Source organism: Paractinoplanes bogorensis (assembly GCF_018829635.1).
In the GTDB taxonomy this organism is placed as follows: Bacteria; Actinomycetota; Actinomycetes; order Mycobacteriales; family Micromonosporaceae; genus Actinoplanes; species Actinoplanes bogorensis.
Genome location: NZ_JAHKKG010000005.1, coordinates 563550 through 586322, shown reverse-complemented (window position 1 = coordinate 586322; position 22773 = coordinate 563550). Strand labels below are relative to the sequence as shown.

23 protein-coding genes are annotated in these 22773 nt (G+C 70.8%); 14 read left to right on the top strand and 9 right to left on the bottom strand.

Going from position 1 to position 22773, the window contains the following annotated elements:
• Nucleotides 1–93: 93 nt before the first annotated feature.
• From KOI35_RS18135 to KOI35_RS18125, 3 genes are read left to right on the top strand one after another with little or no spacing between them, the layout of a single operon-like run.
• Nucleotides 94–3153, top strand: coding sequence for a putative bifunctional diguanylate cyclase/phosphodiesterase (locus tag KOI35_RS18135; protein ID WP_215788635.1), 3060 nt, complete (start codon nt 94–96; stop codon nt 3151–3153).
• A gap of 52 nt (nt 3154–3205) precedes the next feature.
• Complete coding sequence (locus tag KOI35_RS18130; protein WP_215788634.1) at nt 3206–3862, top strand: GNAT family N-acetyltransferase; 657 nt, start codon at nt 3206–3208, stop codon at nt 3860–3862.
• Nucleotides 3863–3898: 36 nt separating this feature from the next.
• Nucleotides 3899–4486 carry a DinB family protein gene (locus KOI35_RS18125; RefSeq protein ID WP_215788633.1) on the top strand — a complete coding sequence of 196 codons (588 nt, stop codon included), beginning with the start codon at nt 3899–3901 and terminating at the stop codon, nt 4484–4486.
• Here the strand turns inward: KOI35_RS18125 and KOI35_RS18120 are convergent.
• The 3 genes from KOI35_RS18120 to KOI35_RS18110 form a co-directional block, all read right to left on the bottom strand.
• The gene (locus KOI35_RS18120) at nt 4465–5187 is read right to left on the bottom strand and encodes a hypothetical protein (protein ID WP_215788632.1); all 723 of its coding nucleotides are present in this window, start codon (nt 5185–5187) and stop codon (nt 4465–4467) included. The genes KOI35_RS18125 and KOI35_RS18120 overlap by 22 nt on opposite strands.
• A gap of 63 nt (nt 5188–5250) precedes the next feature.
• Nucleotides 5251–5742 (bottom strand): SRPBCC family protein, encoded by a 492-nt coding sequence (locus tag KOI35_RS18115; RefSeq protein ID WP_215788631.1) that lies wholly within the window; start codon nt 5740–5742, stop codon nt 5251–5253.
• Complete coding sequence (locus KOI35_RS18110; protein WP_308121052.1) at nt 5739–6089, bottom strand: ArsR/SmtB family transcription factor; 351 nt, start codon at nt 6087–6089, stop codon at nt 5739–5741. Before KOI35_RS18110 ends, KOI35_RS18115 begins: the two co-directional genes overlap by 4 nt.
• Nucleotides 6090–6240: 151 nt before the next feature.
• Between KOI35_RS18110 and KOI35_RS18105 the strand changes: the two genes are divergently transcribed.
• Nucleotides 6241–7044, top strand: a complete 804-nt coding sequence (locus tag KOI35_RS18105; protein ID WP_215788629.1) for an isocitrate lyase/PEP mutase family protein — start codon at nt 6241–6243, stop codon at nt 7042–7044.
• Here the strand turns inward: KOI35_RS18105 and KOI35_RS18100 are convergent.
• Entirely contained in the window at nt 7007–8179 is a 1173-nt protein-coding gene (locus tag KOI35_RS18100; RefSeq protein ID WP_308121051.1) for an acyl-CoA dehydrogenase family protein, read from the bottom strand. The genes KOI35_RS18105 and KOI35_RS18100 overlap by 38 nt on opposite strands.
• Before the next feature lie 112 nt (nt 8180–8291).
• On the opposite strand from KOI35_RS18100, the gene KOI35_RS18095 reads away from it, so the two are divergent.
• The 4 genes from KOI35_RS18095 (at nt 8292) to fliQ (ending at nt 10400) form a co-directional block, all read left to right on the top strand.
• Complete coding sequence (locus tag KOI35_RS18095) at nt 8292–8777, top strand: ricin-type beta-trefoil lectin domain protein (protein ID WP_215788627.1); 486 nt, start codon at nt 8292–8294, stop codon at nt 8775–8777.
• Nucleotides 8778–8803: 26 nt separating this feature from the next.
• Nucleotides 8804–9442 carry a hypothetical protein gene (locus KOI35_RS18090; RefSeq protein ID WP_215788626.1) on the top strand — a complete coding sequence of 213 codons (639 nt, stop codon included), beginning with the start codon at nt 8804–8806 and terminating at the stop codon, nt 9440–9442.
• A gap of 13 nt (nt 9443–9455) precedes the next feature.
• Entirely contained in the window at nt 9456–10046 is a 591-nt protein-coding gene (locus tag KOI35_RS18085) for a maleylpyruvate isomerase N-terminal domain-containing protein (RefSeq protein ID WP_215788625.1), read from the top strand.
• 81 nt (nt 10047–10127) lie between these two features.
• A complete protein-coding gene (fliQ, locus tag KOI35_RS18080) occupies nt 10128–10400 on the top strand; it encodes a flagellar biosynthesis protein FliQ (RefSeq protein ID WP_215788624.1) in 273 nt (90 codons plus the stop codon).
• Here the strand turns inward: fliQ and KOI35_RS18075 are convergent.
• Nucleotides 10397–11461, bottom strand: coding sequence for an ROK family transcriptional regulator (locus KOI35_RS18075; protein WP_308121050.1), 1065 nt, complete (start codon nt 11459–11461; stop codon nt 10397–10399). The genes fliQ and KOI35_RS18075 overlap by 4 nt on opposite strands.
• A 91-nt stretch (nt 11462–11552) precedes the next feature.
• Between KOI35_RS18075 and KOI35_RS18070 the strand changes: the two genes are divergently transcribed.
• Both KOI35_RS18070 and KOI35_RS18065 read left to right on the top strand, forming a co-directional pair.
• The gene (locus KOI35_RS18070) at nt 11553–12812 is read left to right on the top strand and encodes a YbiU family protein (protein ID WP_215788623.1); all 1260 of its coding nucleotides are present in this window, start codon (nt 11553–11555) and stop codon (nt 12810–12812) included.
• Between the two features lie 246 nt (nt 12813–13058).
• Complete coding sequence (locus KOI35_RS18065; protein ID WP_215788622.1) at nt 13059–13547, top strand: GNAT family N-acetyltransferase; 489 nt, start codon at nt 13059–13061, stop codon at nt 13545–13547.
• A gap of 216 nt (nt 13548–13763) precedes the next feature.
• Here KOI35_RS18065 and KOI35_RS18060 read toward each other — a convergent pair whose 3' ends face one another.
• Nucleotides 13764–15254, bottom strand: coding sequence for a hypothetical protein (locus KOI35_RS18060; RefSeq protein WP_215788621.1), 1491 nt, complete (start codon nt 15252–15254; stop codon nt 13764–13766).
• A gap of 322 nt (nt 15255–15576) precedes the next feature.
• A complete protein-coding gene (gene glgX / locus KOI35_RS18055; protein WP_215788620.1) occupies nt 15577–17679 on the bottom strand; it encodes a glycogen debranching protein GlgX in 2103 nt (700 codons plus the stop codon).
• An 84-nt stretch (nt 17680–17763) separates the two neighbouring features.
• Here glgX and KOI35_RS18050 point away from each other — a divergent pair, with 84 nt between their 5' ends.
• Genes KOI35_RS18050 through KOI35_RS18040 form a run of 3 tightly spaced genes read left to right on the top strand, consistent with a single transcriptional unit; the run spans nt 17764 to nt 20035 of the window.
• On the top strand, nt 17764–18387 hold the full coding sequence (locus KOI35_RS18050; protein WP_215788619.1) for a hypothetical protein: 624 nt from the start codon (nt 17764–17766) through the stop codon (nt 18385–18387).
• A complete protein-coding gene (locus tag KOI35_RS18045; RefSeq protein WP_215788618.1) occupies nt 18384–19550 on the top strand; it encodes a PrsW family intramembrane metalloprotease in 1167 nt (388 codons plus the stop codon). The genes KOI35_RS18050 and KOI35_RS18045 overlap by 4 nt, the downstream gene beginning before the upstream one ends.
• Nucleotides 19547–20035, top strand: a complete 489-nt coding sequence (locus KOI35_RS18040) for a DUF1990 domain-containing protein (protein ID WP_215788617.1) — start codon at nt 19547–19549, stop codon at nt 20033–20035. The genes KOI35_RS18045 and KOI35_RS18040 overlap by 4 nt, the downstream gene beginning before the upstream one ends.
• Here the strand turns inward: KOI35_RS18040 and KOI35_RS18035 are convergent.
• Nucleotides 20028–20972 (bottom strand): LLM class flavin-dependent oxidoreductase, encoded by a 945-nt coding sequence (locus tag KOI35_RS18035; protein WP_215788616.1) that lies wholly within the window; start codon nt 20970–20972, stop codon nt 20028–20030. The genes KOI35_RS18040 and KOI35_RS18035 overlap by 8 nt on opposite strands.
• The gene (locus KOI35_RS18030; RefSeq protein ID WP_308121049.1) at nt 20969–21556 is read right to left on the bottom strand and encodes a sugar O-acetyltransferase; all 588 of its coding nucleotides are present in this window, start codon (nt 21554–21556) and stop codon (nt 20969–20971) included. Before KOI35_RS18030 ends, KOI35_RS18035 begins: the two co-directional genes overlap by 4 nt.
• Before the next feature lie 41 nt (nt 21557–21597).
• Between KOI35_RS18030 and KOI35_RS18025 the strand changes: the two genes are divergently transcribed.
• Nucleotides 21598–22773, top strand: coding sequence for a serine hydrolase domain-containing protein (locus KOI35_RS18025; protein ID WP_215788615.1), 1176 nt, complete (start codon nt 21598–21600; stop codon nt 22771–22773).

The window sequence follows — 22773 nt, the reverse complement described above, 5'->3', positions numbered from 1 at the left end:
CGCCCGGGAGTCGTGAGATCCCACCAAATGCTTAGGCCGGGGCCGGGCCGCCCGATCAAAAGCGCGACGGGCCGGACAACTGGAGGGGGGCCGATGACGACGCGAGCTGCTCGCGCCGCGTTCGGCGTGTGGATCGTGGCGTTGACCGCGGTCTACTACGCCTTCCCCGGTGCGCACCTCGTGACGTGGGCCCTGCTCGGCTATTCGTCGGCCGCGATGATCGTGGTGGGCGTACGGCTCAATCGCCCCTCGCGTCCCCTGCCGTGGTATCTGATCGCCACCGGGCTGGTCTTCTTCACCACCGGTGACTCGCTCTACAACCTGATCCTCGTGCTCGGCCACGAGCCCGCCTTCCCGGGTCCGACCGACATCCTCTACCTGCTCGTCTACGTGTTCCTCACGGGCGGCTTCCTGCTCTTCGTCCGGTCCCGCGGCGGCGCCAGCAACCGGGCCGCGCTGCTCGACGCGCTCGTGCCCACCGTCGGCATCGGCCTGCTCTCCTGGGTCTACTGGATCGCGCCGTTCACGCGCTCGCACGACCTGTCCTTCCTCGAGAAGCTGGTCTCGATCGGCTACCCGTTCGGCGACGTCCTCGCGCTCGCCCTGACGCTGCGCATGCTGACCAGTCCCGGCCGCAAGCCGCGGGCCCTCGTCGCGATCGTCATCGCCATGGTCGGCCTGCTGATCAGCGACACCTTCTACGGCCAGAGCCAGCTCAACAGCGCGTGGTCGCTGGGCGGCCCGGTCGACCTGGGCTGGATCGTGTTCTACGCCGTCATGGGCTGGGCCGCGCTCATGCCGTCCATGACGATGCTCACCGAGAAGCTGCCGCAGCAGGTCAGCACCGATCTGCGTACCGGCCGCCTGGTGCTGATGGCCACGGCCGCCCTGATCGCGCCGGCCGTCCTCTACGTCGAATACATCAACGGCCACGAGGTCGAGGCGGCCCGCGGCGGGGTCGTCGACGCGCCGGTCATCGCGGCCGCCGCGGCGCTGATGTTCCTGCTGGTGCTGGGCCGGGTCAACGGCCTCGCGGTGGCCCAGCGGCAGGCCCGGGCCCGCGAGCGCGCCCTGCATCAGGCCAGTGCCGTCGTGTTCGCGGCCAGCACCGAGGCGGAGGCGGCCGAAGCGGTCCGCACGGCCGTCGGCGCGCTCATGCCGGCCGACCAGCCCTACCGCCTGAGCATCACCGCCACCGCCGGCGTGCCCCACCAGCCCGGCATGCGCCTGCTCCCGATCACCGAGCTGCCCGAGGGCGTCGCCGGTGATGAATTCGAGCATTTCCTGTACGCCACCATGCCGCTGCCGGGCGAGGGACGGGTCGGCGCCGGTGTGCTCCGCGGTCCGGCCCCGGTGCTGCGCGAGATGCAGCCGTCGTTCGAGGCGCTGCTCGGCCAGCTCGAGGTCGTCCTGCAGCGCATCGGGCTGACCGGCGAGGTGAACCGCCGCAACAGCGAGGCCTACTTCCGCACCCTGATCCAGAACGCGTCCGACGTCATCCTCATCGTCGACGGCGACGACCGGATCACGTACGCCTCCCCGTCGGCCGAGACCGTGCTCGGCCACCCCGACCTGACCGGCACGCCGCTGTCGGCGCTGATCGCGATCAGCCACCACACCGCGCTGCTGGACACGCTGGAGTCGATCCGTACCGGCCGTGACCAGTCCGAGGCGACCGACCTGGCCGTGCTGTGCGCCGACGGCCGGCTGCTGCAGATCGAGTGCACCGGCCGCGACCTGCGCGACGACCCGACCGTACGCGGCCTGGTGCTGACCATGCGCGACGTCACCGACCAGCGCCGCCTCGCCGACGACCTGTCCCACCTGGCCTTCCACGACGGCCTGACCGGGCTGGCCAACCGCGTGCTGTTCCGCAACCGCCTCGAGCAGGCGTTCTCGGTAGCCGAGCGCGACGACGCCACCATCGCCGTCCTCTTCGTCGACCTCGACGACTTCAAAGAGGTCAACGACACCCTCGGGCACGCCGTCGGCGACCAGCTGCTGGTCAGCGTGGGCGAGCGCATCTCGCAGATCATCGGGCTGGCCGACACCGCGGCCCGGATGGGCGGCGACGAGTTCGCCATCCTCCTCGAGCAGAGCGGCGACGCCACCCGCGCCGAGGTGCTGGCCGAACGCATCGTCAAGACCCTGGCCGTGCCGGTCGAGGTCAACGACGGCCTCGGCGGCAGCCACATCGTCAGCGGCGCCGCCAGCGTCGGCGTGGCCACCAACCGCGACGCCGGCTCGGCCACCGAACTGCTGCGCCACGCCGACCTGGCCCTCTACCAGGCCAAGGGCGACACCAAGGGCACCTGGCAGCGCTACCAGAGCGACCTGCACACCGCGATGGTGCAGCGCCTCGAGACCCGGGCCGCGCTGCACGAGGCGATCGACGGCGAGCAGTTCGCGGTCATGTACCAGCCGATCGTCGACCTCGGCAGCGGCGACACGGTCGGCGTCGAGGCGCTGGTCCGCTGGCAGCACCCGGCCCGCGGCCTGCTCGGCCCCTACCACTTCATCGAGGTGGCCGAGGAGAGCGGCGCCATCGTCGAGATCGGCCGGTGGGTGCTGCGCGCGGCGCTGACCGAGTTCGCCCGGCTGCGCGACAACGACCCGCAGAGCACGCTGCGCTACGTCAGCGTCAACGTGTCGGCCCGCCAGTTCCGCACCCCCGGCTTCGTCGAGCAGGTGCGCCAGGCCCTGGCCGACAGCGGCGCCCGCCCCGAGTGGTTGCTGCTCGAGATCACCGAGAGCCTGCTGCTGCGCGACGCCGAGCAGGTCTGGAGCGACCTCGGCGAACTGCGGGCCCTGGGCGTGCGGATCGCGATCGACGACTTCGGCACCGGCTACTCGTCGCTGAGCTACCTGCGCCAGATGCCGGTCGACGTGCTCAAGGTCGACAAGTCCTTCATCGACGACATCCTCGGCAGCGAGCAGCAGCGGGCCCTGGTCGACGCGATCGTCACGCTGGCCCGCAACCTCGACCTGGCCGTCGTCGCCGAGGGCATCGAGGACGAGGGTCAGCGGGCCGAACTGGCCGGCATGGGCTGCCCGTACGGCCAGGGCTACCTGTTCTCGAAGCCGGTCTGGCCGCACGAGATCGTCGCCCGCCCGCGCTCCGGCAAGCCCCTGACCGATCTCTCGGCGGCCTGAATTTCCGCTTAATCACTAGCGGTCATGGGCGCGGCACGGCAGGGTCGAAGGGGTGCTGGAGAATCCCGTGTGGGCCGCCCTGTCGGGGCCGCAGGCCTGCTTCGCCGAGGCGTCCGGTGACGCCGCCCGTTTCCTCTCCGATGTCGGACCCTGGTGCGCGGTCGCCGATCCCGGTGACCGCCACGCCTGGGACGACCTGGCCGGCCTGACCGACCGGGCGCTGCTCACCGCCCCGGCGATCCATCCGCCCAAGGGCTGGAAGCCGGTGATGGTGATCGCCGGCGTGCAGATGGCCGGCCACACCATGACCGGGGTCCACGACCCCGAGACGGTCCGGCTGACCGAGACCGACGTGCCCGAGATGCTCGACCTGGTCGAGCGGGCCCAGCCCGGCCCGTTCGGCAAGCGCACGATCGAGCTGGGCAACTACCTCGGCCTGCGGCACGAGGGCCGGCTGGTGGCGATGGCGGGCGAGCGGTTCCGGCTGCCGGGGTGGACCGAGGTGTCCGCGGTCTGCACCGACCCGGCCTTCCGCGGTCAGGGCCTCGCCGCCCGCCTGACGATGGCGGTCGCGGCCGGCATCCTGGAACGCGGCGACCTGCCCTTCCTGCACGTGGCGGCGGAAAATGCGGCGGCGATCCGGCTCTACGAGCGGCTCGGCTTCCAGGTGAACCACGAGGTCGTGTTCGCCTCCTACCGCCGCCTCTGACTACTCGACACGTGGCCGGATGGCACTATTCGGCGCATGACTGACGCGTTCAAGGCCGTGCTGCACCGATATCTCCGCACCGGCCGCGAAGCCATGCTCTGGAAGCTCGACGGACTGTCCGATTACGACGTCCGCCGGCCACTCGTGCCCACCGGCACCAACCTGCTCGGCCTGTTCAAGCACTGCGCCCTCATGGAGGCGGTCTACTTCGGCGTGACGTTCGGCCGGCCGTTCCCCGACCCGTTGCCCTGGCTGGACGACGACGCCGACCCGAATGCCGACATGTGGGCGGCCGAGTCCGAGAGCCGGGACGACATCGTCGCGCTCGGCCGCCGGATCTGGGCGCACGCCGACGCGACCATCGAGGCACTCCCCCTCGACGGGCCGGGCCGGGTGCCGTGGTGGCAGGCCGGTCGCGACGAGGTGACCCTGCACCAGATCCTCGTACACATGACGGCCGAGCTCTACCGGCACGCCGGGCACGCCGACATCGTGCGCGAACTCATCGACGGCGCGGCCGGACTGAGCCGGACCAACGACAACATGCCCGACGTCGATGCCGGCTGGTGGGCCGGCTATCGCGACCGGGTCGAGAAGACGGCTCAGCTCTTCCGGGTGGACTGACCGGCGCGGGGGCGGCGGGCGCGGCGGGGCAGCTGGATGCCCGCGTGGGTGCGCAGGGCGGCCGGGCCGCGCGAACGCCGGGGCGACACCGACGGGCGCGGACGGGCGCCGTGGGCCAGCAGGTCGATCGTGTCGTGGGTGCGGACCGGCTCGTCGGGCTCGGCCGGGCGCTCGTAGACGGATTCGTCCACCGGCGCGGGCTCCGGCTCATCCGGCGGGACCGGGGTCTCTTCGAGTGCCGGGCGGAAGATCGTGAACCGCTCGGCCACCGCGCTCGCCCGCTCGGGACCGGCCAGCACCAGCGCGGCGGCCAGGTTGGCCACGGCGAACGGCAGGGCGATCAGCACCAGGCTCGGCGTCGAGCGGATCGACGCCGCGGCCAGCACGGCGGCGGCGACCGCGGTGCCCAGGGCGGCGGCCGTGCCGGCCCGGCGCACCGAGTACGAGCCGAAACCGGAGAGCCGCAGCACTGTGGCCGTGCAGACGGCCGCCAGGACCACGGCGACCAGCCACGCCGCCGCGTACGGCCAGAGCCTGGCCCACGTGCCTTCCTCGTCGCCGAAGACGAACATCAGGAACGGCACCCCGATGACGGCGACCACGAGGAACAACACGGCGTCGACGGTGAGCACGATGGCCGCCGCCGCGACCGCGTCGACGCGATGCCCGCGTACCGTCTGCCCGGCTTCCAGATCGACCATCGCCAGCCGCCCTCCCCTGTTTCGAGGCTGCACGGTAACGCATCGACGGAGACGGTGTCCCGCTCAGGGGCGCAACTCCTCGAAGTATGCCTTCATCGACGGGTAGTAATGGTCGAAGATCGGCTGCGGGGTGCCCTCCCGGGCCGCGACCAGCATGTCGAGGTAGTACTCCCAGCCCGGCCCGATCTCGCCGACACCCTCGGTGCCGGGCAGGTGATGGACCAGCGACAGCTCGGTGCGTCCGCCCGCCTCGGTCAGCACGAGTTCGAGCTGCCAGCCGTCCTCGCCGACGCTGGTCACGGCGAGCCGCCGCGGGGGCTCGCAGACGTCGACGCGCATCTCCATCCAGGGGGCGCCCTCCTCGAACGCCATCTGCACCTTGATGATCTGCCCCGGGCCGCCCTCGCCGGTCCACCGGCCGTACCACCGGGCGGTGCGCTCGGGCTCGGTGACGCTGGCCCAGACGTCGTCGATGCCGGCCTTGAACGAGCGGCTGATCACCAGGTCGGTGCCGGTCGTCGTCGGCACGAGGCGGCCGGTCGGTGGATTGGTCATGCGGTGTCCTCCAGTCGTTGGGCACGCCGATCGCGCCGCGTGCGGTGAACTTCGGTCTCGAGCGCGTCCAGTCGCGGCCCCCAGAAGCCGGCCGGCCGCGCGAAGCCGGCGATCCAGTCGCCGACCTCGGCCAGCGGAGCCGGATCGACCCGGTAGACGCGCTCCCGCCCGGTGAGGGTGTCGTGGACGAGCCCACATTCCCGGAGCACCCGCAGATGACGGCTGACGGCGGGGCGGCTGATCGGGAAGCGTTCGGCGATGCGGCGCGCGGGCAGCTCACCGGCGCGGAGCAGTTCGAGGATCTGCCGCCGTACGGGATCGGCGATCGCCGCCGTCACATCGTCCACCGCGAAAGCGTAACTCATCGGTTACGGGTTCGCGAGCTGTGGACAACGACCGGAGTTGTCAGACGGGTGGCGTAAGGTGCCGCCGTCCGCTGTCCCAGGGTGGGCGGGGGAGGCGGCGGCTGCTCGAAAAACAGCCTTTAAGCTCGGAAACATGGACGAGATGCGCGCACGCTTCCGGTCGCTGCACGACGCCGGGATGTTCCTGATGCCGAACCCCTGGGACGCCGGCTCGGCCCGGATCCTCGAAGAGCTGGGCTTCCCGGCGCTGGCCACGACCTCGTCCGGGCTGGCCGCCGCCCTGGGCAAGGCCGACCAGCAGGTCACGCTGGACGAGCTGGCCGCGCACGTACGGGCGCTGACGACCGTGATCGCCGTGCCGCTCAACGTCGACGCCGAGCGCTGCTACGACGACATCGCCGAGACAGTCGAGGCGCTGGCGGCCGCGGGCGCGTCGGGCATCTCGATCGAGGACTACGACCCGGCGACCGGCCAGGTCGAGACGCTCGAAACTGGCGCGGCGCGGGTGGCCGTCGCCAAGGAAGCCTGCGCGCGCTACGGCGTGGTCCTGACCGCGCGGGCCGAGAACCTGCTCTACGGACACGACGACCTGGACGACACCATCGCCCGACTGCGGGCCTACCGCGCGGCGGGCGCCGACGTCGCGTACGCGCCCGGCCTGATCACGCCCCAGGACATCACGCGGGTCGTGGCCGGGGTGCCGGCGCCGATCAACGTCCTGGCCCTGGCCGGCACCCCGGAGACGGCCGAACTCGCCGAGCTGGGCGTACGCCGGGTCTCGACCGGCGGCTCGCTGGCCTGGGCCGCGTACGGCGCCTTGCGGAACGCCGCCCGCGAACTGCTCGACACCGGCACCACCACGTTCCGCGCGGCCTCGCTGGCCGGCGACGAGATCGCCGCTATAGCTGCCCGTGGTTCGGCGGCTGGAGGTCGCTGAGCTCCCACGCCGCCAGGTGGTGGTACTTCCAGTCGACCGGGTCGTGGACGCTGTGTGTGCGGGCGTTGCGCCAGTGCCGGTCGAGGTCGTACTTGGACGCGGCGGAACTGGTGCCGCACAACGCGAACAGCTCCGACCCGGCCTCGACGGCCACCTCGCTGCCGAACGCCTTGGCCGCCGCCACGGCGAGCGAGCCTTCCGCCGCCGACGACGCTGACGGCGGCACGAGACCGATCGCGTCGAGCGTACGGGCGGCGTCTTTGAGGAGGGCCTCGGCGGCGCGCACGCGGGTGGCGAGCCGGCCGTAGCGGTACATGACGTGCGGGTCCTCGACCGCCCTCGAAAAAGAGGCCCGGACGGCCTCGGTCGACGGCCGCGCCTTGTCGCGCAGATAGGCCCGGGCGTCGGCGAGGGCTCCCCCGGCGATGCCGACCTCGATGGCGGCGTGCACGAGCTGGGCCCGGGCGCCGAGCTGCTGCGGCACCTCGTAGGCCCGGGTGTAGTCGAGCGCGAACTCGACCGGCACGTCGGTGAAGGTCGCGGTGCCGCTGATCGTGGCCCGCTGCCCGATGACGTCCCAGTCGGTGTCGACGGCGACCCCGGCCGCGTCGCGGGGCACGAAGGCCAGCACCAGGCGGCCGTCTTCGCCGATCGCGCTCACCGCGATCCAGGCGCTGGTCAGGGCACCGGTCGTGTAGTACTTGACGCCGTTCAGGCGGCCGCCGGCGATCCTCGTCCTCAGGTCTTGAGCGTGCTTGCCGCCCCGCTCCGCCAGCGCGTTGCCGATCCGGCGTCCGGCCAGCACATCCGCGTACAGGTGCTTGCGGATCTCCGGACCGTGCACGGCCAGGATGTCGACCAGCAGGTAGTGGGCCTGCGGCACCTGGGCGATGGCCGGGTCGGCCGCCGCGATCAGGCGGGTCACCTCGGCCAGGGTGGACGGGCCGAGTCCGGGCCCACCGTCCTCGACCGGGATCGTGACGCCGAGCAGGCCCGAGGAGTCGAGACGGGCCAGCGCCTCGGTGGGCACGACCTCGGCACCGTTGCGGTCACGTTCGGCGGCGCCGGGAGCGAGGGCGGCGGCCAGATCGGTGGCGGCGGCTACGGCATCAGCATGCGTCGTCAGGGTGGGCACACCGCCGAGCCTAGTCAGGCTCGGCGGCTTCGCGTTCCCCGCTCGGGCGGCGGTAAACGCGCCTACGATCCACTTGGCCCCCCGCCGCATCTCGTGAAGAGAGAAGGCTCCGATGCGAGCGGTAGCAAGCAAATTCTCCGTGGCGGCGCTGATCGCGCTGGCCGCGCTCGTCGTCCCGGCCGGGCCCGCCTCGGCCGCCACGACCGGACTGTTCATCAGCAGCCACGACGGCCGCTGTCTGGACGCCGACATCTCCACCCCGACCCACGACGGCACCAAGGTGCAGACCTGGCAGTGCATCGACGGCAACCGCAACCAGAAGTGGACGCACTACCCCGACGGCTCGATCCGCAGTTCGTGGGACGGCCGGTGCCTCGACGAGGACATCGCGGGCGGCGTCCGCAACGGCACCAAGGTGCAGGTGTGGGTCTGCAACGGCTGGGACAACCAGAAGTGGGACGTCCGCCCGGACGGCAGCATCACCAACCGGCACGACGGCCGCTGCCTCGACCAGAACATCGCGGGCGGCACCCGGAACGGGACACAGGTGCAGGTTTGGGACTGCAACGGATGGCTCAACCAGAAATGGCACCGATAACCGCGTGAAATGGTCACAATGACCTGATGTCGGACGCCGAGTTTCTCGCGTACGCCGGGTCCCTCGCGGCAGGCGGCCTGCTGTTCCTCATCCTCGCCGTGCTGGGGCTCGGCCAGGGCCTGATCCTGCGTGTCCTCGACGTGCTGGTCGGCCTGGCCTTCCTCGGCTACGCGGGCTATCTGATGATCGCCGCGCCGTCATCGCCGTTCATGTCGTGGTTCGTGATGGCGACGCCGGCGGCCGGGCTGGTGGTCGCGATGGTGGCGCGACGGCGGGCCCGGGCCAAGGTCAAGCGACTCGAGGAAGAGCACAGTTCCCTCCCGTACGGGGGAAGGCCCGTTCCCGCTCCGACGGAACGGGTGCCCTATCCGACGCCGCCCTCGCCGCTCGATCCCTCGGCACCGGCCGTGTCACGCAAGAAGGAACCCGAGGTGGGCGGGGGCATGCCGTCCGGGCTGCCGGCCACGCCGCCGCCGTCCGGGCTGGGCGTGAACCCGGTCGAAGCCGCGCCCCGGCCGCCGCGACCGTCCGGGTTGCCGCAGACCGCCACGCACGCCGAACCCGGCACGCACGCCGAACCCGGCTATCACGGACGGCACGAGGCGGACGACATCGCCCAGCACGACTACACCGGCGGGCGGCACCGCGCCGACGGGGAGTCCTGACTAGATTGGCGGCGTGGACTATCGCCGCACGTTCCGCTCGGCCGCCGTCACGTTCGTCGATCTGGCCGGCCGGGTGCCCGCCGACCGCCTGGACGGGCCCGGCCTGGGCGACTGGACGCTGCGCTCACTGATCGGACACACCATCAGCTCGGCATTGACCCAGGTGCCGGCCGTGCTCGGCGCCCGGGCCGACGGCATCAACGTCGCCGCCGCCGAGGGCTACTTCGCCTTCGTCCGCGATGTGCCCGCCGACGTCCTGGCAGCCGCGCTCGCCGTGTCCGACGCCGACGCGCTTCCGATCGCCGGCGAACTGGCCGGGCGCGCGACCCAGGCCCTGGCCGCGGCCGGCGACGACGACGTGGTGGCCACCCCGGTCGGCGGCATGCGGGTGCGCGACTGGCTCCCCACCCGCACGTTCGAGCTGGTGGTGCACGGGACGGATGTGGCTGTCGCGGCCGGTGTGCCGGTCGAGTTCGATCCGGCCGCGGTGTCCGAGGCGACGCTACTGGCGGCCCGGATCGCGGTCGCCCTCGGCGAGGGGCCGGTGCTGCTGCGGGCGTTGACGGGGCGTACGTCCCTTCCCGAGAAGTTTTCGGTGGTTTGAACCTGAGGATTTCCGGCCGCTCTCACCGAACTGCAACCGGTCTGCACTTCTTCGGCGCGCCCCCGGCCCGAACAGAGGGGTATGACCGACACGATGATTGTCGAGCTGGGCCTGCAGGCCATGACCATCGCGGCCAAGATGTGTGCCCCGGTGCTGCTGACGTCGCTCGCGGTTGGTTTCGCCATCTCGCTGTTCCAGTCCGTCACCCAGATCCAGGAAGCGACGCTGTCCTTCGTCCCGAAGGCGGCCGCCGTGTGCGCCGCGCTGCTCTTCTCGGGTAACTGGATGCTGCACGAGATGGTCAACTACACCACGCAGTTGTTCGGGCGCATCCCGGAGCTGATCGCCGCTTAAGGCCCGATGATCTGGGACCGGAGCCGATCGAGGGCTTCGGCGCGGGCCCCGGCCAGAGACGGTTCCTGCTGTACGGCGGCGGCCTGCAAGCGTACGGGACGAGGCTGTTGATCTGTCTCGTCGGCCAGCGCGCCGAGCAACGGTGTGCCCCAGCGGCCGCCGATGACCACCAGCTCGGGGTCGATAAGCGTGGCCAGCGCGGCGATCAGGCCACCGACCGCCGTGACCACCTCGGGTGGGCGCGTGTCGAGGAGTCGCTCGACGTCGATCGCGGTCGTGCCGGGCCGGCGTAGGCCCAGCTCACCGAACACCTCGATCAACGGCATGGCCCGCCCACCCGGACCCTCGGTGATCAGGTGGGCCACCTCGCCGGACAGGCCGTGATGACCGCGCCGCACCTCGCCGTCGCTGACGATCGCGCAGCCCAGACCCTCGTCGAGGAAGACGTAGGCGAAGTCGTCGAGCGGGGCCGCCTTCCGCTCGGCCTCGGCCGCCCAGTTCACGTCGTTGTCGACCAGCACCGGACCGTCGACCCGCTCGCCCAGCACAGCCACCGGATCGATCTCGCCCAGCAGGAACGGCGCGTCGGGCAGCTGGCGCAGACGCCCGGTGTGCCGGTCGACCGGGTCGGCCGCGCTCACCACGGCGAACCGCACCGGAAAGGAGAACTCCGCCACCGCCCGGCCCAGCGCCTCGGCGACATCGTCGGGCCGGGCGGGCCGGCCGACACCCGCCTCGGCGCGCGCGATCGAATCGCCGTAGGCATTGATGTATTCGGCGACGACCCCCTCGGGAGCGATGCTGACCGCCAGCGCCGTCCCGACATCGGGCGCGAGCGAGTAATAGGAGCCGACCCGGCCCATCCCCCGGCCGCCCGGGGTGCGCTCCCCGGTGTCGACGACCAAGCCGGCCTCGCTCAGGCGGCGCACGCTCTCGCCCGCCGTCGGCTTCGAGATGCCGGTCTCGGTCGCCAGCTCGGCCCGGGTCAGCCGCGGATGCCGCATCAGGGCGCGCAGCACCTGCTCGTCGGTGAGCGAGCGAACCATCTTGGCCGGATCCACGATGCCATTCTAGTCAGGCCCCTTGCCTAGAAGGGCCCCCACCCCGTACGGTCGTTTCCAGTAAAGGCCCATGACTAGAAGGAGGCCCGCCATGCCGCTCCCCCACTGGGAGGAGACGCCGTCCGACCTGACCGGCGCCACCCGCGAGATCAAGGCCGCGCTGCGCGCACAGATCGAGGCCTCCGGCCGGACGGTCGACGAGGTCTTCGCCGTGGTCGAGCGCCAGGTCGGGGCCGAGGTGGCCGAGATCGTGGCGGCGAAGGCCCGCGGTGAGCAGGTGTGGCCGGTCATCACCTACGACGACATCGCGAACGGCACCGCCGACGCCTCCCAGCTGCGCAAACGCGGCTGCATGGTGGTGCGCGGCCACTTCCCGCGCGAGCAGGCCCTCGGCTGGGACGCCGACATCGTCCGCTACGTCGAGGAGAACGAGTTCTTCGAGAACTACCGCGGCCCCGGCGACGACTTCTTCGGCAGCGTCGGCTCCAAGCCCGAGATCTACCCGATCTACTGGTCGCACGCCCAGATGGAGGCCCGGCAGAGCGAACGCATGGCCACGGTGCAGGCGTTCCTCAACAGCCAGTGGAAGCACACCGCGGCCGACGGCACCCAGTGGTTCGACCCGCAGCGCGACTCCCTCTACCCCGACCGCATCCGCCGCCGCCCCGAGGGCGCCGACTCGGCCGGCCTGGGCACCCACCTCGACCCCGGCACCCTCGACCTGTGGATGACGAAGGCCTACCAGAAGGCGTTCCGCCACCTGTTCGACGGCTCCGTCGAGCAATACGACCCCTGGGACGCCGCCTACCGCACGTCCGGCCCGCAATACCCCGGCTCGACCATGTGCTCGGCGTTCCGCACGTTCCAGGGCTGGACGGCGCTGTCCGACATGGACCACGACCAGGGCGTCCTGCACACGGTGCCGATCCCCGGAGCGATGGCCTACCTGATGCTGCGCCCGCTGCTCACCGACGTCCCCGACGACGACATGTGCGGCGTCACCGTCAACCAGGTCTTCCCGGCCGGCCACAAGTGGCACGACATGCTGATGGACGCGCTGTCCGGCATCCCCGACGTCAAGGCCGGCGACTCCGTCTGGTGGCACTGCGACATGATCCACAGCGTCGCCCCGATCCAGGACCAGCGCGGCTGGGGCAACGTCATGTACATCCCCGCCGCCCCGTGGTGCGACCGCAACGAGGCCTACGCGGCGTCGGTCCGCGAGGCCTTCCTGACCGGTTCCAGCCCGTCCGACTTCCCGGCCGAGCACTACGAGCGCGACTGGAAGAACCGCTTCCAGGAGGGCGAGCTCAACGAGGTCGGCCGCCGCGGCCTGGGGCTCGCCTCTTAAAGATCAAGAGCCGGATGTCCCGGCCGGGTGGTGGGTGAGCCGTCGCTCCTACGGTGCTTCAGGAAATCAAGGTCAAGTGCCTGATGTCCCGGCCGGGTGGTGGGTACGGACCGTCGCTCCCGCGGGGACCGCGACACGAGGAGCTGGCCGCTGGCGCGTCCAGAGCGCTCCTCGCGCCACGGCGACCTGAGTGAGTGGTCGCGCTCAAAGACAGGGCGGAACCCGGCGCGGCTATACGCTCGCCGCATGATCGAAGTGCGGCGGGCAACGGCGGCGGACGCGGCGGAACTGGTGCGGCTGCGGGCAGTGCTGTTCGACATCCCCGAGGGCTCGGACGAGAACGGCTGGCGCCGTTCCGCAGCGTCCATCCTGGTGCGGCGGTTGTCCGCCCCGTCGCCGACGATGGCCGCGTTCGTCGTCGACCGCGGATCGGGGCAGTTGGCGGCGTGCGCGGTCGGCATCATCGAGGAACGGCTGGGCGGCCCGGCCAACCCGGCCGGCCTGGTCGGCTACATGCTCAACGTGGCGACCGACCCGGCCGACCGCCGCCGCGGATATTCCCGGGCCTGCACGTCAGCACTGGTCGACTGGTTCCGCGCCCAGGGCGCCGGCGTGGCCGACCTGCGCGCCACGCCGACGGCGGAGCCGCTCTACTCCTCGCTGGGCTTCACCCGCACCTCCGACCCCGCCATGCGACTGCGCCTGCCCACCCACCCCGAGTCGTCCCCGCACTGACACCGCCCCGCCCACGCCCGACGCGCCCCGAGTCGTCGCCGCGGTGACACCGCCTCACCCGCTACCCATCCCGGCGCCCGACTGATGTCCGCCGCGTCCCGGAAAGTCGGCCGGCAATTCCGTTGACCCGCCCTGACGGCCGAGTGGGCAGCCGGCTTCCCACGCTCGGCACCGGCTTCGACGACCAGTGGACCCGCCGGCGGGCGCTCGACCGCCCTACTTGCCGCGCCGGAAGCCGGGCAGCTTACCCACGACCGACTTGGCGGCCCCGAGGGCCGACTTCCCAGCCTGGGCCGCAGCGTCGGCCGCGTCCTTCCCGTGCTGAGCCGCGACGTCGAGAGCACCCGCCGTGGCATCCAGCGCCGCCTTTCCGTGCTGCGCTGCGACATCGAGGGCTCCGGCCGTGGCGTCCAGCGCGCCCTTGCCCTGATCCGCCGCCACTTCGAGCGCCCGGCCGCTGTGCTGTGCGGTGGCGGTCAGCGCCCGCCCACCGTGGTGCACGGTCGCGTCGAGGGCGCCCCGGCCGGTGTTCAGAGCCGCGTTGACGCCGTCGCCGGCCGCGTCCAGCCAGCGCCTCACCTTGCGGGTCTCCTGGCTGTTCTCGATCCCCAGCCAGTCCCGGAAGTCGAGCACACCCGCCATGACCCGGTTGCTCGACCGCACCACGGCCGGCGACGACACCGGATTCAGCAGCACCCTCTTGTTGGCGGTGCGCGCGGCCGTGTCCATGCGGGCCAGCAGACGGTCGGTGGCCTGCGCGATCAGGTCCATCCGGTTCTCCCGGGCCGCGCTCAGCCCGAGGCGGTGCCGGTCCAGTTCGTCCGGGGACGAGTCGAGCACCCGGTCGAGCTCCAGCAGGGCGATCGCGTCCTGCATCTGCACGCTCCGGGCGAGCACGGCGAGCCATTCCGGCACCTTGCGCTCCGTCTCCTGAGCCGCTTTGGCCATCTCGGCGATGTCGTCCTGGCGTTCGACCTTCTCCGCGAGGGCGTCGAGCTGCCGCAACGCGTAGGCCAGGGTCCTGGTGACCGTGAACGAGGTCGCCTGCACCTTCGACCAGGTGACCTCGGAGACCCGGCCGACCCGGTCCCGGACGGTCAGCGCCTCGCCGATGACCACATCGGCACCGACCGTGTCGGCCAGCACGGCGTCCTTCTGGCCGCGGAGCACGTCGTCGACCTTCTGGTCGATCACGGCGAGATAATCGGTGATCTCGTCCATCTTCTGCTGCATCGACTGCTGCGCCATCGCTGCGGCGGCCGCGGCCAGCGCGGCCGGGTTACTCAACGTAGCGACCGTCTTCCCGGTCCGCACGATCTCGAGCAGCCCGCTGATCTCGCCCTTGCGGGTCGTCAGCACGGCCCGGCTCAGGTGCGACGCCGAACCCTTCATCAGGCCGTGATGCTGCATCTTCCGCGCCGAGTCGGCCGACAGCATCACCCAGCGACCCGAGTGCTTCGAGATCTCGGACGCCGCCTTCGCCACCGTGGAGCCGGTCTTGAGCGCGGACGTGATCCGCTGCATCCCGAGGTCCTTGGAGGGCAGATTCTCGGCGGTCAGAAACCGGTCGACGGCGGCCGCGTTCCCGAAGACGGCCATCCCGTCACCGTCGCTGATCAGCTCGATCTCGTTATCAGCCGTTGGCTCGATCCCGTCACCGGACGATTCGCCCTCTTCGTCGCCGGTCGGCTCAATCTCGTCATTCACGTCGGCCCCCGAAGTGTGCGCAGGAGCCGCGATCGTCGCAGCCGAGAACACGATCAATGCGTGTGGGGTAGCCGCCGGTGCGATCCCTATGCATCAGTCCCGAACTGCACCCCTCGGAGCGGAAAGGCCCATTTCGAGGTTTCGCCATGTCCGAATCGACTGATCAATCCGGGCGCAACCGGCAGGCTTTCCGGGCGCAACCACTCACGCAGGCCGCCCGGGTGGGGTGAGCGTTCTGGGCGCGCCAGCGCCCTGCTCACCCCGCCCGGGTCCCCGCGGGAGCGACGGTCCGTACCCACCACCCCGCCGGGACAAAAGGCTCTTAATAGCGACAGCGCAAAACAACCAGCGTATGTCCGGTGACGTCGATCTGGGAGGCCGCTTTCGCGGTTTTGCGGCGGGTGGCCAGCAGCGGATCGGCCGTATTGACGACGACTTCCCAGGTGCGGCCGAAATTCTTGTCGGGCAGCGTGAACTGCACCGCGTCACCGAGCGGATTGAACAGCAGCAGGAACGAATCGTCGGTGATCGGTTCGCCCAGGGCGTCGCGTTCCGGAATGCCGTGCCCGTTGAGGAAAACCGTCATCGTCATGCCGCTGCGGGTGTTCCAGTCGGCCTCGGTCATCGGCTGGCCGTCGCGGCGCAGCCAGGCGATGTCGGGCACGCCGTCGACCGTGTCGCCGGTGAAGAAACGGCGGCGGCGGAAGATCGGGTGCTTGGCCCGCAGTTCGTTCAGGCGGCGGGTGAATCCGGTCAGCACGTCCTGGTTGCGGGCGTCGTCCCAGTCGACCCAGCTGATGTCGTTGTCCTGGCAGTAGACGTTGTTGTTGCCGTTCTGGGTGCGGCCGAGTTCGTCGCCGTGGGCGATCATCGGGACGCCCTGCGAGAGCAGCAGGGTGGCCAGGAAATTGCGTTTCTGCCGTTCCCGCAGGGCCACGATGTCGGGATCGTCGGTCGGACCCTCGACGCCGCAGTTCCACGAGCGGTTGTGGCTCTCGCCGTCGCGGTTGCCCTCACCGTTGGCGTCGTTGTGTTTCTCGTTGTAGGACACCAGGTCGGTCAGGGTGAAACCGTCGTGGGCGGTGACGAAGTTGATGGACGCGATCGGCCGGCGCCCGTCGATCTCGTACAGGTCGGAACTGCCGGTGAAACGGGACGCGAACTCGCCCAGCGAGGACGGCTCGCCGCGCCAGAAATCGCGGACCGAATCGCGGTAGCGGCCGTTCCATTCGGTCCACAGCGGCGGGAATCCGCCGACCTGGTAGCCGCCGTCGCCGACGTCCCACGGTTCCGCGATCAGCTTGACCTGGGAGACCACCGGGTCCTGGTTGACCAGGTCGAAGAACGCGGCCAGCCGGTCGACGGCGTGGAATTCGCGGGCCAGTGCGGCGGCCAGGTCGAACCGGAAACCGTCGACGTGCATCTCGGTGACCCAGTAGCGCAGCGAATCCATGATGAGGCGCAGCGATTCGTGGTGCCGCACATTCAGGCTGTTCCCGGTGCCGGTGGTGTCGTAGTAGTACTGCTTGTCCTCGTCGACCAGCCGGTAGTAGGCGGGATTGTCGATGCCGCGGAAAGACAGTGTCGGCCCGAGGTGGTTGCCTTCGGCGGTGTGGTTGTAGACGACGTCGAGAATCACCTCGATGCCGGCCTGGTGCAGCGCTTTCACCATCGATTTGAACTCCTGCACCTGACCGCCGTGGCCGCCGAACGAGGCGTAGCCGTTGTGCGGGGCGAAGAAGCCGATGGTGTTGTATCCCCAGTAGTTCGTCAGGCCGCGGTCGACCAGGGTGCTGTCGTGCACGAACTGGTGCACCGGCATCAGTTCGACGGCGGTGATGCCGAGGTCCTTGAGATAGCGGATCATCGCCGGGTGGGCGAGTCCGGAATACGTTCCGCGGACGTCCTCGGGAATGTCGGGGTGGCGCTCGGTCATGCCTTTCACGTGCGCCTCGTAGATGACCGTCTGGTGGAACGGGACCCGCAGCGGCCGGTCGTTGCCCCAGTCGAAGAACGGGTTGATCACCACCGATTTCTGGGCGTACGGGGCGGAGTCGTCGTCGTTACGGGAATCGGGCTCGCCGAACCGGTAGGCGAACAGCGCCTCGTTCCAGTCGTTGCGCCCGTCGATGGCCTTGGCGTACGGGTCGAGAAGCAGTTTGTTCGGGTTGCAGCGCAGGCCGTTGGCGGGGTCGTAGGGGCCGTGGATCCGATATCCGTAGCGCTGGCCGGGCACGATCCGGGGCAGGTAGCCGTGCCAGACGAGGGCTTCCCGCTCCGGAAGGTCGATCCGGGTCTCCTTGCCGTCGTCGTCGAACAGGCAGAGCTCGACCCGGTCGGCGATCTCGGAGAAAAGGGCGAAATTGGTGCCACCCCCGTCATATGTCGCACCGAGCGGGTAGGGGTTGCCAGGCCAGATCTTCATGCGGGCGTTGCTTCCCACTAACCGCTCCCGTCAATCCGCGCGATCGACTGTCCCCGGCACTAGGTTGTTGTCCGAGGGGGTCTCATGACTACAGAGTTACCGGGTTGGGTGCCGGTCGAACATCGATGGTTCGGCCTGGATCGGCGGCAACTGAAGCCGGCGCTGTTCGTTCTCGTCGTCGCGCTGCTGCTGATCTACGGCTGGCCGGCGCTGAACGCGGTCGTCCCGTGGGACAACCCGACCCGGGCGGGCGACGTGCTCGACCTGGGCGAGGGTGCCACGGCCGTGCCCCCGGTCGGCTGGCAGCTCGAAGACGGCGCCCTGACCAGGGACAACACCGGCGTGAGCCCGACCAACGACCAGGTCAAGCTGGTCAAGGGCGGCGCGACGATCCAGATGACCGGGGCCGCGTTCACGGGCAGCGCCGCGGCGTTCCTGAGCCAGGTGATCAGCGCCGAAGACCCGGACGCCAACATCTCCGGCGCGCCCAGCACGTTCACCACCTCGTCCGGGCTGGTCGGTGTGGTGCGCAGTGCGAGCGGTCCGGGCGGCGACGAACTGCTCGCCGCGTTCAAGATGTCGGCAACCTCACCCGACAACGCACCGGCCCTGCTGATCGACGCGAGCACCGTGCCGGGCGAGTTCCAGCAGTACTCCGGCGAGATCGACACGTTCCTGCGCAGCATCACCCCGGGAGCGAGCGAATGACAGTCACGAGCAGTCCGGCCAAGAACGCACAACTGGCGTCCATCGAGCAGTCCGGGTGGGGCACCCCCTACCGGTTCCTGCAGCCGCACAACCCGGCCTTCTGGATCTACCTGATCGGGGTCGGCGCGGGCGCGGTGGGCATGGTCAAGTACTTCGGTCCCGGGTCGAGCACCTACCGGGTCGCCCTGACCAGCGGCATCCTGTTCTTCGCGATCTACCTGATCCCGTGGCTGCTGTTCCTGCGGCGGCAGAACCGCTACACCGCGCAGCCGGGCGGGCTGCTGGCCACCGGCTTCGTCTGGGGTGCCGTGGCCGCCACGTTCTGGATCGCCCTGCCGGCCAACACCGCCCTGCTCGAGATCTGGCAGAAACTGCTCGGCCCGACCGGCGCGAGCACCTGGGGCGCGGGCTTCAGCGCGCCGATCGACGAGGAGTGGAGCAAGGCGCTCGGCCTGATCCTGCTGATCGCCCTGGCGCCGCGGCTGATTCGCAGCGCGTATGACGGGTTCATCATCGGTGCGTTCATCGGGCTCGGGTTCCAGGTGTCCGAGGACGTCCTGTACGCGTACAACAACGCCACCTCGACCTTCGGCGCCGGGCAGCTGGAGTCCTCGCTGTACATCCTGGCGCTGCGCGGCCTGGTCGGCATCACGTCGCACGCCCTGTTCAGCGCGGTCTTCTGCGCGGGCGTGATGTGGATCCTGGGCCGGGCCCAGGGCGAGCGTCATGTCGTCCGCGGTGTGATCGTGTGCCTGGCCAGCATGTTCCTGCACTTCGCCTGGGACGACGCGTCCGGTCTGTTCGCGGGCAACGTGCTCCTGACCGTCGTCGGGCCCTACCTGATCCTGATGCCGCTCGCCCTGGTCGTGCTGTCCGTGGTGCGGCGGATGGCGTCGTCCACCGAACGCGCGTGGATGCGCGATCTGCTCGCTCCCGAGGTCGAGAACGGCGTGGTCGACCAGCCGCTGCTGGACGCGGTGAGCGGCCTGCACCAGCAGCGCCGCCACTTCGCCAAACTGGTCGGCAACGGGCGCCGGGCCCGCCTGCTGGTCGAGAGCGCGGGCGACCTGGCCCACGAGATCGCTTCGTCGGGCGGCGAGGAGACCCCACGGGTGGCGCACGCCCGCCACGAACTGCTCCGGCTGCGCGGGGTCACCCCATGAGCCTCACGTACGCCGAGGTGGGCGCCACCCGCGACGAGCGGATGCCCGCCGGATACGCGCACGTCGTCCGCGATGAGCGCATCGCTCACGGTCGCGCGGCTTTCGAGCGGGCCGCGGACGGTCTGTTCGCCTGGCGGATGCACCGGATCGCCGGGATGCGCCCGGTCGGCGAGCTGCCGCGCCCGGCCGAGGGGGCCGAGGCCCGGCTGCGCTTCTACGGCATGACCATCCCGTGCCGGGTCGTCTACGTGGTCGACGAGCCGGACCGGCGCGGTTTCGCCTACGGCACGCTGCCCGGGCATCCCGAGGCGGGCGAAGAGGCTTTTCTCGTACGGCTGGACGCCGACGGTTCGGTCCGGTTCGAGATCCGCGCCTTCAGCCGTCCGGCGACCCTGCTGACCCGGCTCGGCGGCCCGGTCGCGAAGCTGGTGCAGCGCTACGCGACCGGCCGCTACATGAAGGCGATGCGCGAACTGGCTAACTGAGCACCCGGGCCAGCCGGGTCAGCGCGTCGAACCGGTCGGGCTCGGCCGGGATCATCACCACGCTGGTCGCGCCCGCGGCGTGCCGGGCCGCGACCTGCGCGCGGACCTCGCCGGCGGTGCCGGCCAGGGACAGCTCGCGCACCCACTCGTCCGGCATGGTCGCGGCGAACTCCTCCGGCCCGGCCGAGGTTGAGCGATGGTGCGCGAATTCGTCCGCGAACGGCATCGCGGCCAGGTGCGGCGCCCAGTCCGGCTCCCCGGTCCAGGCCAGGCCGGGCCGCACCAGGTCGCGGGCGGCCCGGCCGTCGTCGCCGACCACCGCCGCGTCGTACGTGATGACCTCGAGCCCGTCGTGGCCCATCTGCCCGATCGCCCCGGCCACGTAGGGCGGCGCGGCGGGCTCGGCCAGCAGCACCCCGTCGGACACCCGCCCGGCCAGAGCGATCGACCTCGGACCCCGTACGCCCAGAACGACCTTCGGCACGACCTGCGGCTTCTCGCCGATCACGACGCCCTCGACCTGGACGTACCGGCCGGCCGGCGGGCCCGGCTCGCCGCGCAGCAGCGTGCGGACGGCGACCGTGTACTCCTCGAGCAGCGTCAGCGGGCTGGCCGGCCAGGCCCCGGTCGAGCGCATCCAGTCCGGCATGCCGTGCCCGATGCCCGCGATGAGCCGGCCCGGGAACAACTGCGCGAGGGTGGCCAGTTCCATGGCCGCGAACGCCGCGTTACGCGCACCGGCGGGCAGGATGCCGATGCCGACGGTGATCCGCGCGGTCGCGGCCAGCACCGCTCCGGCCTGCGCGACCCCGCCGCGGAACCCGAGATCCTCCACCACCCAGAGTTCGTCGAAGCCGAGCTCCTCAGCCCTGCGGGCGTACGGGAAAATCTCCTGCACCGGCAGATCCCGCGGCAACATCACACCGACCCGGCTCATTTCCCGCCCCTCCTGTCCGCGTCCGTGATCTCGCGCAACACCCGGGCGGGGTTACCCACGGCGATCACGCCCGTCGGCACCGATCGTGTCACCACGCTCCCCGAGCCGATGATCGACCCCGCACCGATCGTGACGCCCTGGTTGATGGTCACGTCGCCGCCGACCCAGACCCGGTCACCGATCGTCACCGGCTTGGCGTAGCAGGCGCCGGCCGCCCGCTCGTCCGGGTCGATCGCGTGGTTGCTCGTGTAGATGCCGACCCGCGGGCCGAACAGCACGTCGTCGCCGATCGTGATCCCGCCGCCGTCCAGCAGCACGCAGTCGAAGTTCGCGTAGAACCGGTCACCGACGGCGATGTTGAACCCGAACTCGCAGCGGAACGTCGGCTCGAAGTGACAACCCTCCCCCACGCTGCGCAACAGGCGTTTCAAAATCGTTTCCCGTACGGCCTGTGGTTGCCCGAAGCTCGCGTTGTACTCGGTGCTCAGCAACACCGTCCGCTGCCGGGCCGACACGAGCTCCGCGGTGAGGTCGTCGTACATCGCCCCCGACAGCATGTGCTGCCGCTGTTCCTCGATATTCACGGTCCCCACCCTCTCAGAGATCCGACAGTAGGATGCGGCCCATGACCATCGGGGGATTGTCGGAGAAACGCCTGGCTCGCTTACGCCCGCTGCTCGAGCGGCACGTCGAGACCGGCTTCGTGCCGGGTCTGGCGGTGGCGGTGCGACGGCACGGCGAGACGCACGTGGAGGCGGCCGGGACGCTCGCGTTCGAGGGCGCGGGCGCCGGCGTCCCGATGGCCCGCGACACGATCGTGCGGATCGCGTCGATGACCAAGCCGATCGTCGCCGCGTGCGCGATGACCCTGGTCGAAGACTGCACGCTCCGGCTCGACGACCCGGTCGACGACCTGCTGCCCGAACTGGCCGGCATGCGGGTTCTGGCCGATCCGCTGGGGCCGTTGGAAAAGACAGTTCCCGCCGTACGCCCGATCACGCTCCGAGATCTGCTGACGTTCACGCCCGGCACCGGCATGGCCATCGCCGAACCGGGCACGGTCCCGATCGCCGACGCGCTCGGCGAGGTCGGCGCGCCCGATCTGGACGGGTTCCTGCGCCAACTGGGCACTCTGCCGCTGGTCGAGCAGCCGGGCACCCGTTGGATGTACGACACGTCGGCCGACCTGACCGGCGCCCTGATCGCCCGGGCGACCGGCACGTCGCTCGGCGAGGCGCTGCGGGAGCGCGTCTTCGAACCGCTCGGCATGAAAGACAGCGGGTTCAGTGTGGACCCGGCCGGCCTCGGCCGGTTCGCGACCGGCTACTCCCCTTCCGAAGACCGGGTCGTGGCGGACGCGCCCGACGGCCGGTTCAGCCGCCCGGCCGCGTTCGAGAGCGGGGGCGGCGGGCTGGTCTCGACCGCCGACGACTACCTGGCCTTCGCCTCCGCGCTGCTGGCCGGGGGCGGCGCGATGCTCTCGCGGCCGTCGGTGACCCTGATGACCACCGACCACCTGACCCCGGAGCAGAAGGCGGTCACCACGCTGTCCGGCTTCCGGCCCGATTACTTCCGCCATCAGGGCTGGGGCTTCGGGACGGCCGTCATCACCCGGCGCACCGGCCTGGGCCCGTCGGCCGGAAGCTACGGCTGGTCCGGATTCTGGGGCACGGCCTGGTACAACGACCCCGCCGAAGACCTGTCGGCGGTCGTCATCCTGCAGCGGGCCCACATGGGCGACCAGTCGCTCCCGATGTGGAACGACCTCTGGACCACCATCTACCAGGCGATCGACGACTGA

Excerpts from the sequence above, each read along its gene's own strand:
- KOI35_RS18135 (WP_215788635.1), top strand. The coding sequence starts at position 94 with ATGACGACGCGAGCTGCTCGCGCCGCGTTCGGCGTGTGGATCGTGGCG.
- KOI35_RS18125 (WP_215788633.1), top strand. The coding sequence starts at position 3,899 with ATGACTGACGCGTTCAAGGCCGTGCTGCACCGATATCTCCGCACCGGC.
- KOI35_RS18120 (WP_215788632.1), bottom strand. The coding sequence starts at position 5,187 with ATGGTCGATCTGGAAGCCGGGCAGACGGTACGCGGGCATCGCGTCGAC.
- KOI35_RS18115 (WP_215788631.1), bottom strand. The coding sequence starts at position 5,742 with ATGACCAATCCACCGACCGGCCGCCTCGTGCCGACGACGACCGGCACC.
- KOI35_RS18105 (WP_215788629.1), top strand. The coding sequence starts at position 6,241 with ATGGACGAGATGCGCGCACGCTTCCGGTCGCTGCACGACGCCGGGATG.
- KOI35_RS18095 (WP_215788627.1), top strand. The coding sequence starts at position 8,292 with ATGCGAGCGGTAGCAAGCAAATTCTCCGTGGCGGCGCTGATCGCGCTG.
- KOI35_RS18090 (WP_215788626.1), top strand. The coding sequence starts at position 8,804 with ATGTCGGACGCCGAGTTTCTCGCGTACGCCGGGTCCCTCGCGGCAGGC.
- fliQ (WP_215788624.1), top strand. The coding sequence starts at position 10,128 with ATGACCGACACGATGATTGTCGAGCTGGGCCTGCAGGCCATGACCATC.
- KOI35_RS18070 (WP_215788623.1), top strand. The coding sequence starts at position 11,553 with ATGCCGCTCCCCCACTGGGAGGAGACGCCGTCCGACCTGACCGGCGCC.
- KOI35_RS18065 (WP_215788622.1), top strand. The coding sequence starts at position 13,059 with ATGATCGAAGTGCGGCGGGCAACGGCGGCGGACGCGGCGGAACTGGTG.
- glgX (WP_215788620.1), bottom strand. The coding sequence starts at position 17,679 with ATGAAGATCTGGCCTGGCAACCCCTACCCGCTCGGTGCGACATATGAC.
- KOI35_RS18050 (WP_215788619.1), top strand. The coding sequence starts at position 17,764 with ATGACTACAGAGTTACCGGGTTGGGTGCCGGTCGAACATCGATGGTTC.
- KOI35_RS18045 (WP_215788618.1), top strand. The coding sequence starts at position 18,384 with ATGACAGTCACGAGCAGTCCGGCCAAGAACGCACAACTGGCGTCCATC.
- KOI35_RS18040 (WP_215788617.1), top strand. The coding sequence starts at position 19,547 with ATGAGCCTCACGTACGCCGAGGTGGGCGCCACCCGCGACGAGCGGATG.
- KOI35_RS18035 (WP_215788616.1), bottom strand. The coding sequence starts at position 20,972 with ATGAGCCGGGTCGGTGTGATGTTGCCGCGGGATCTGCCGGTGCAGGAG.
- KOI35_RS18025 (WP_215788615.1), top strand. The coding sequence starts at position 21,598 with ATGACCATCGGGGGATTGTCGGAGAAACGCCTGGCTCGCTTACGCCCG.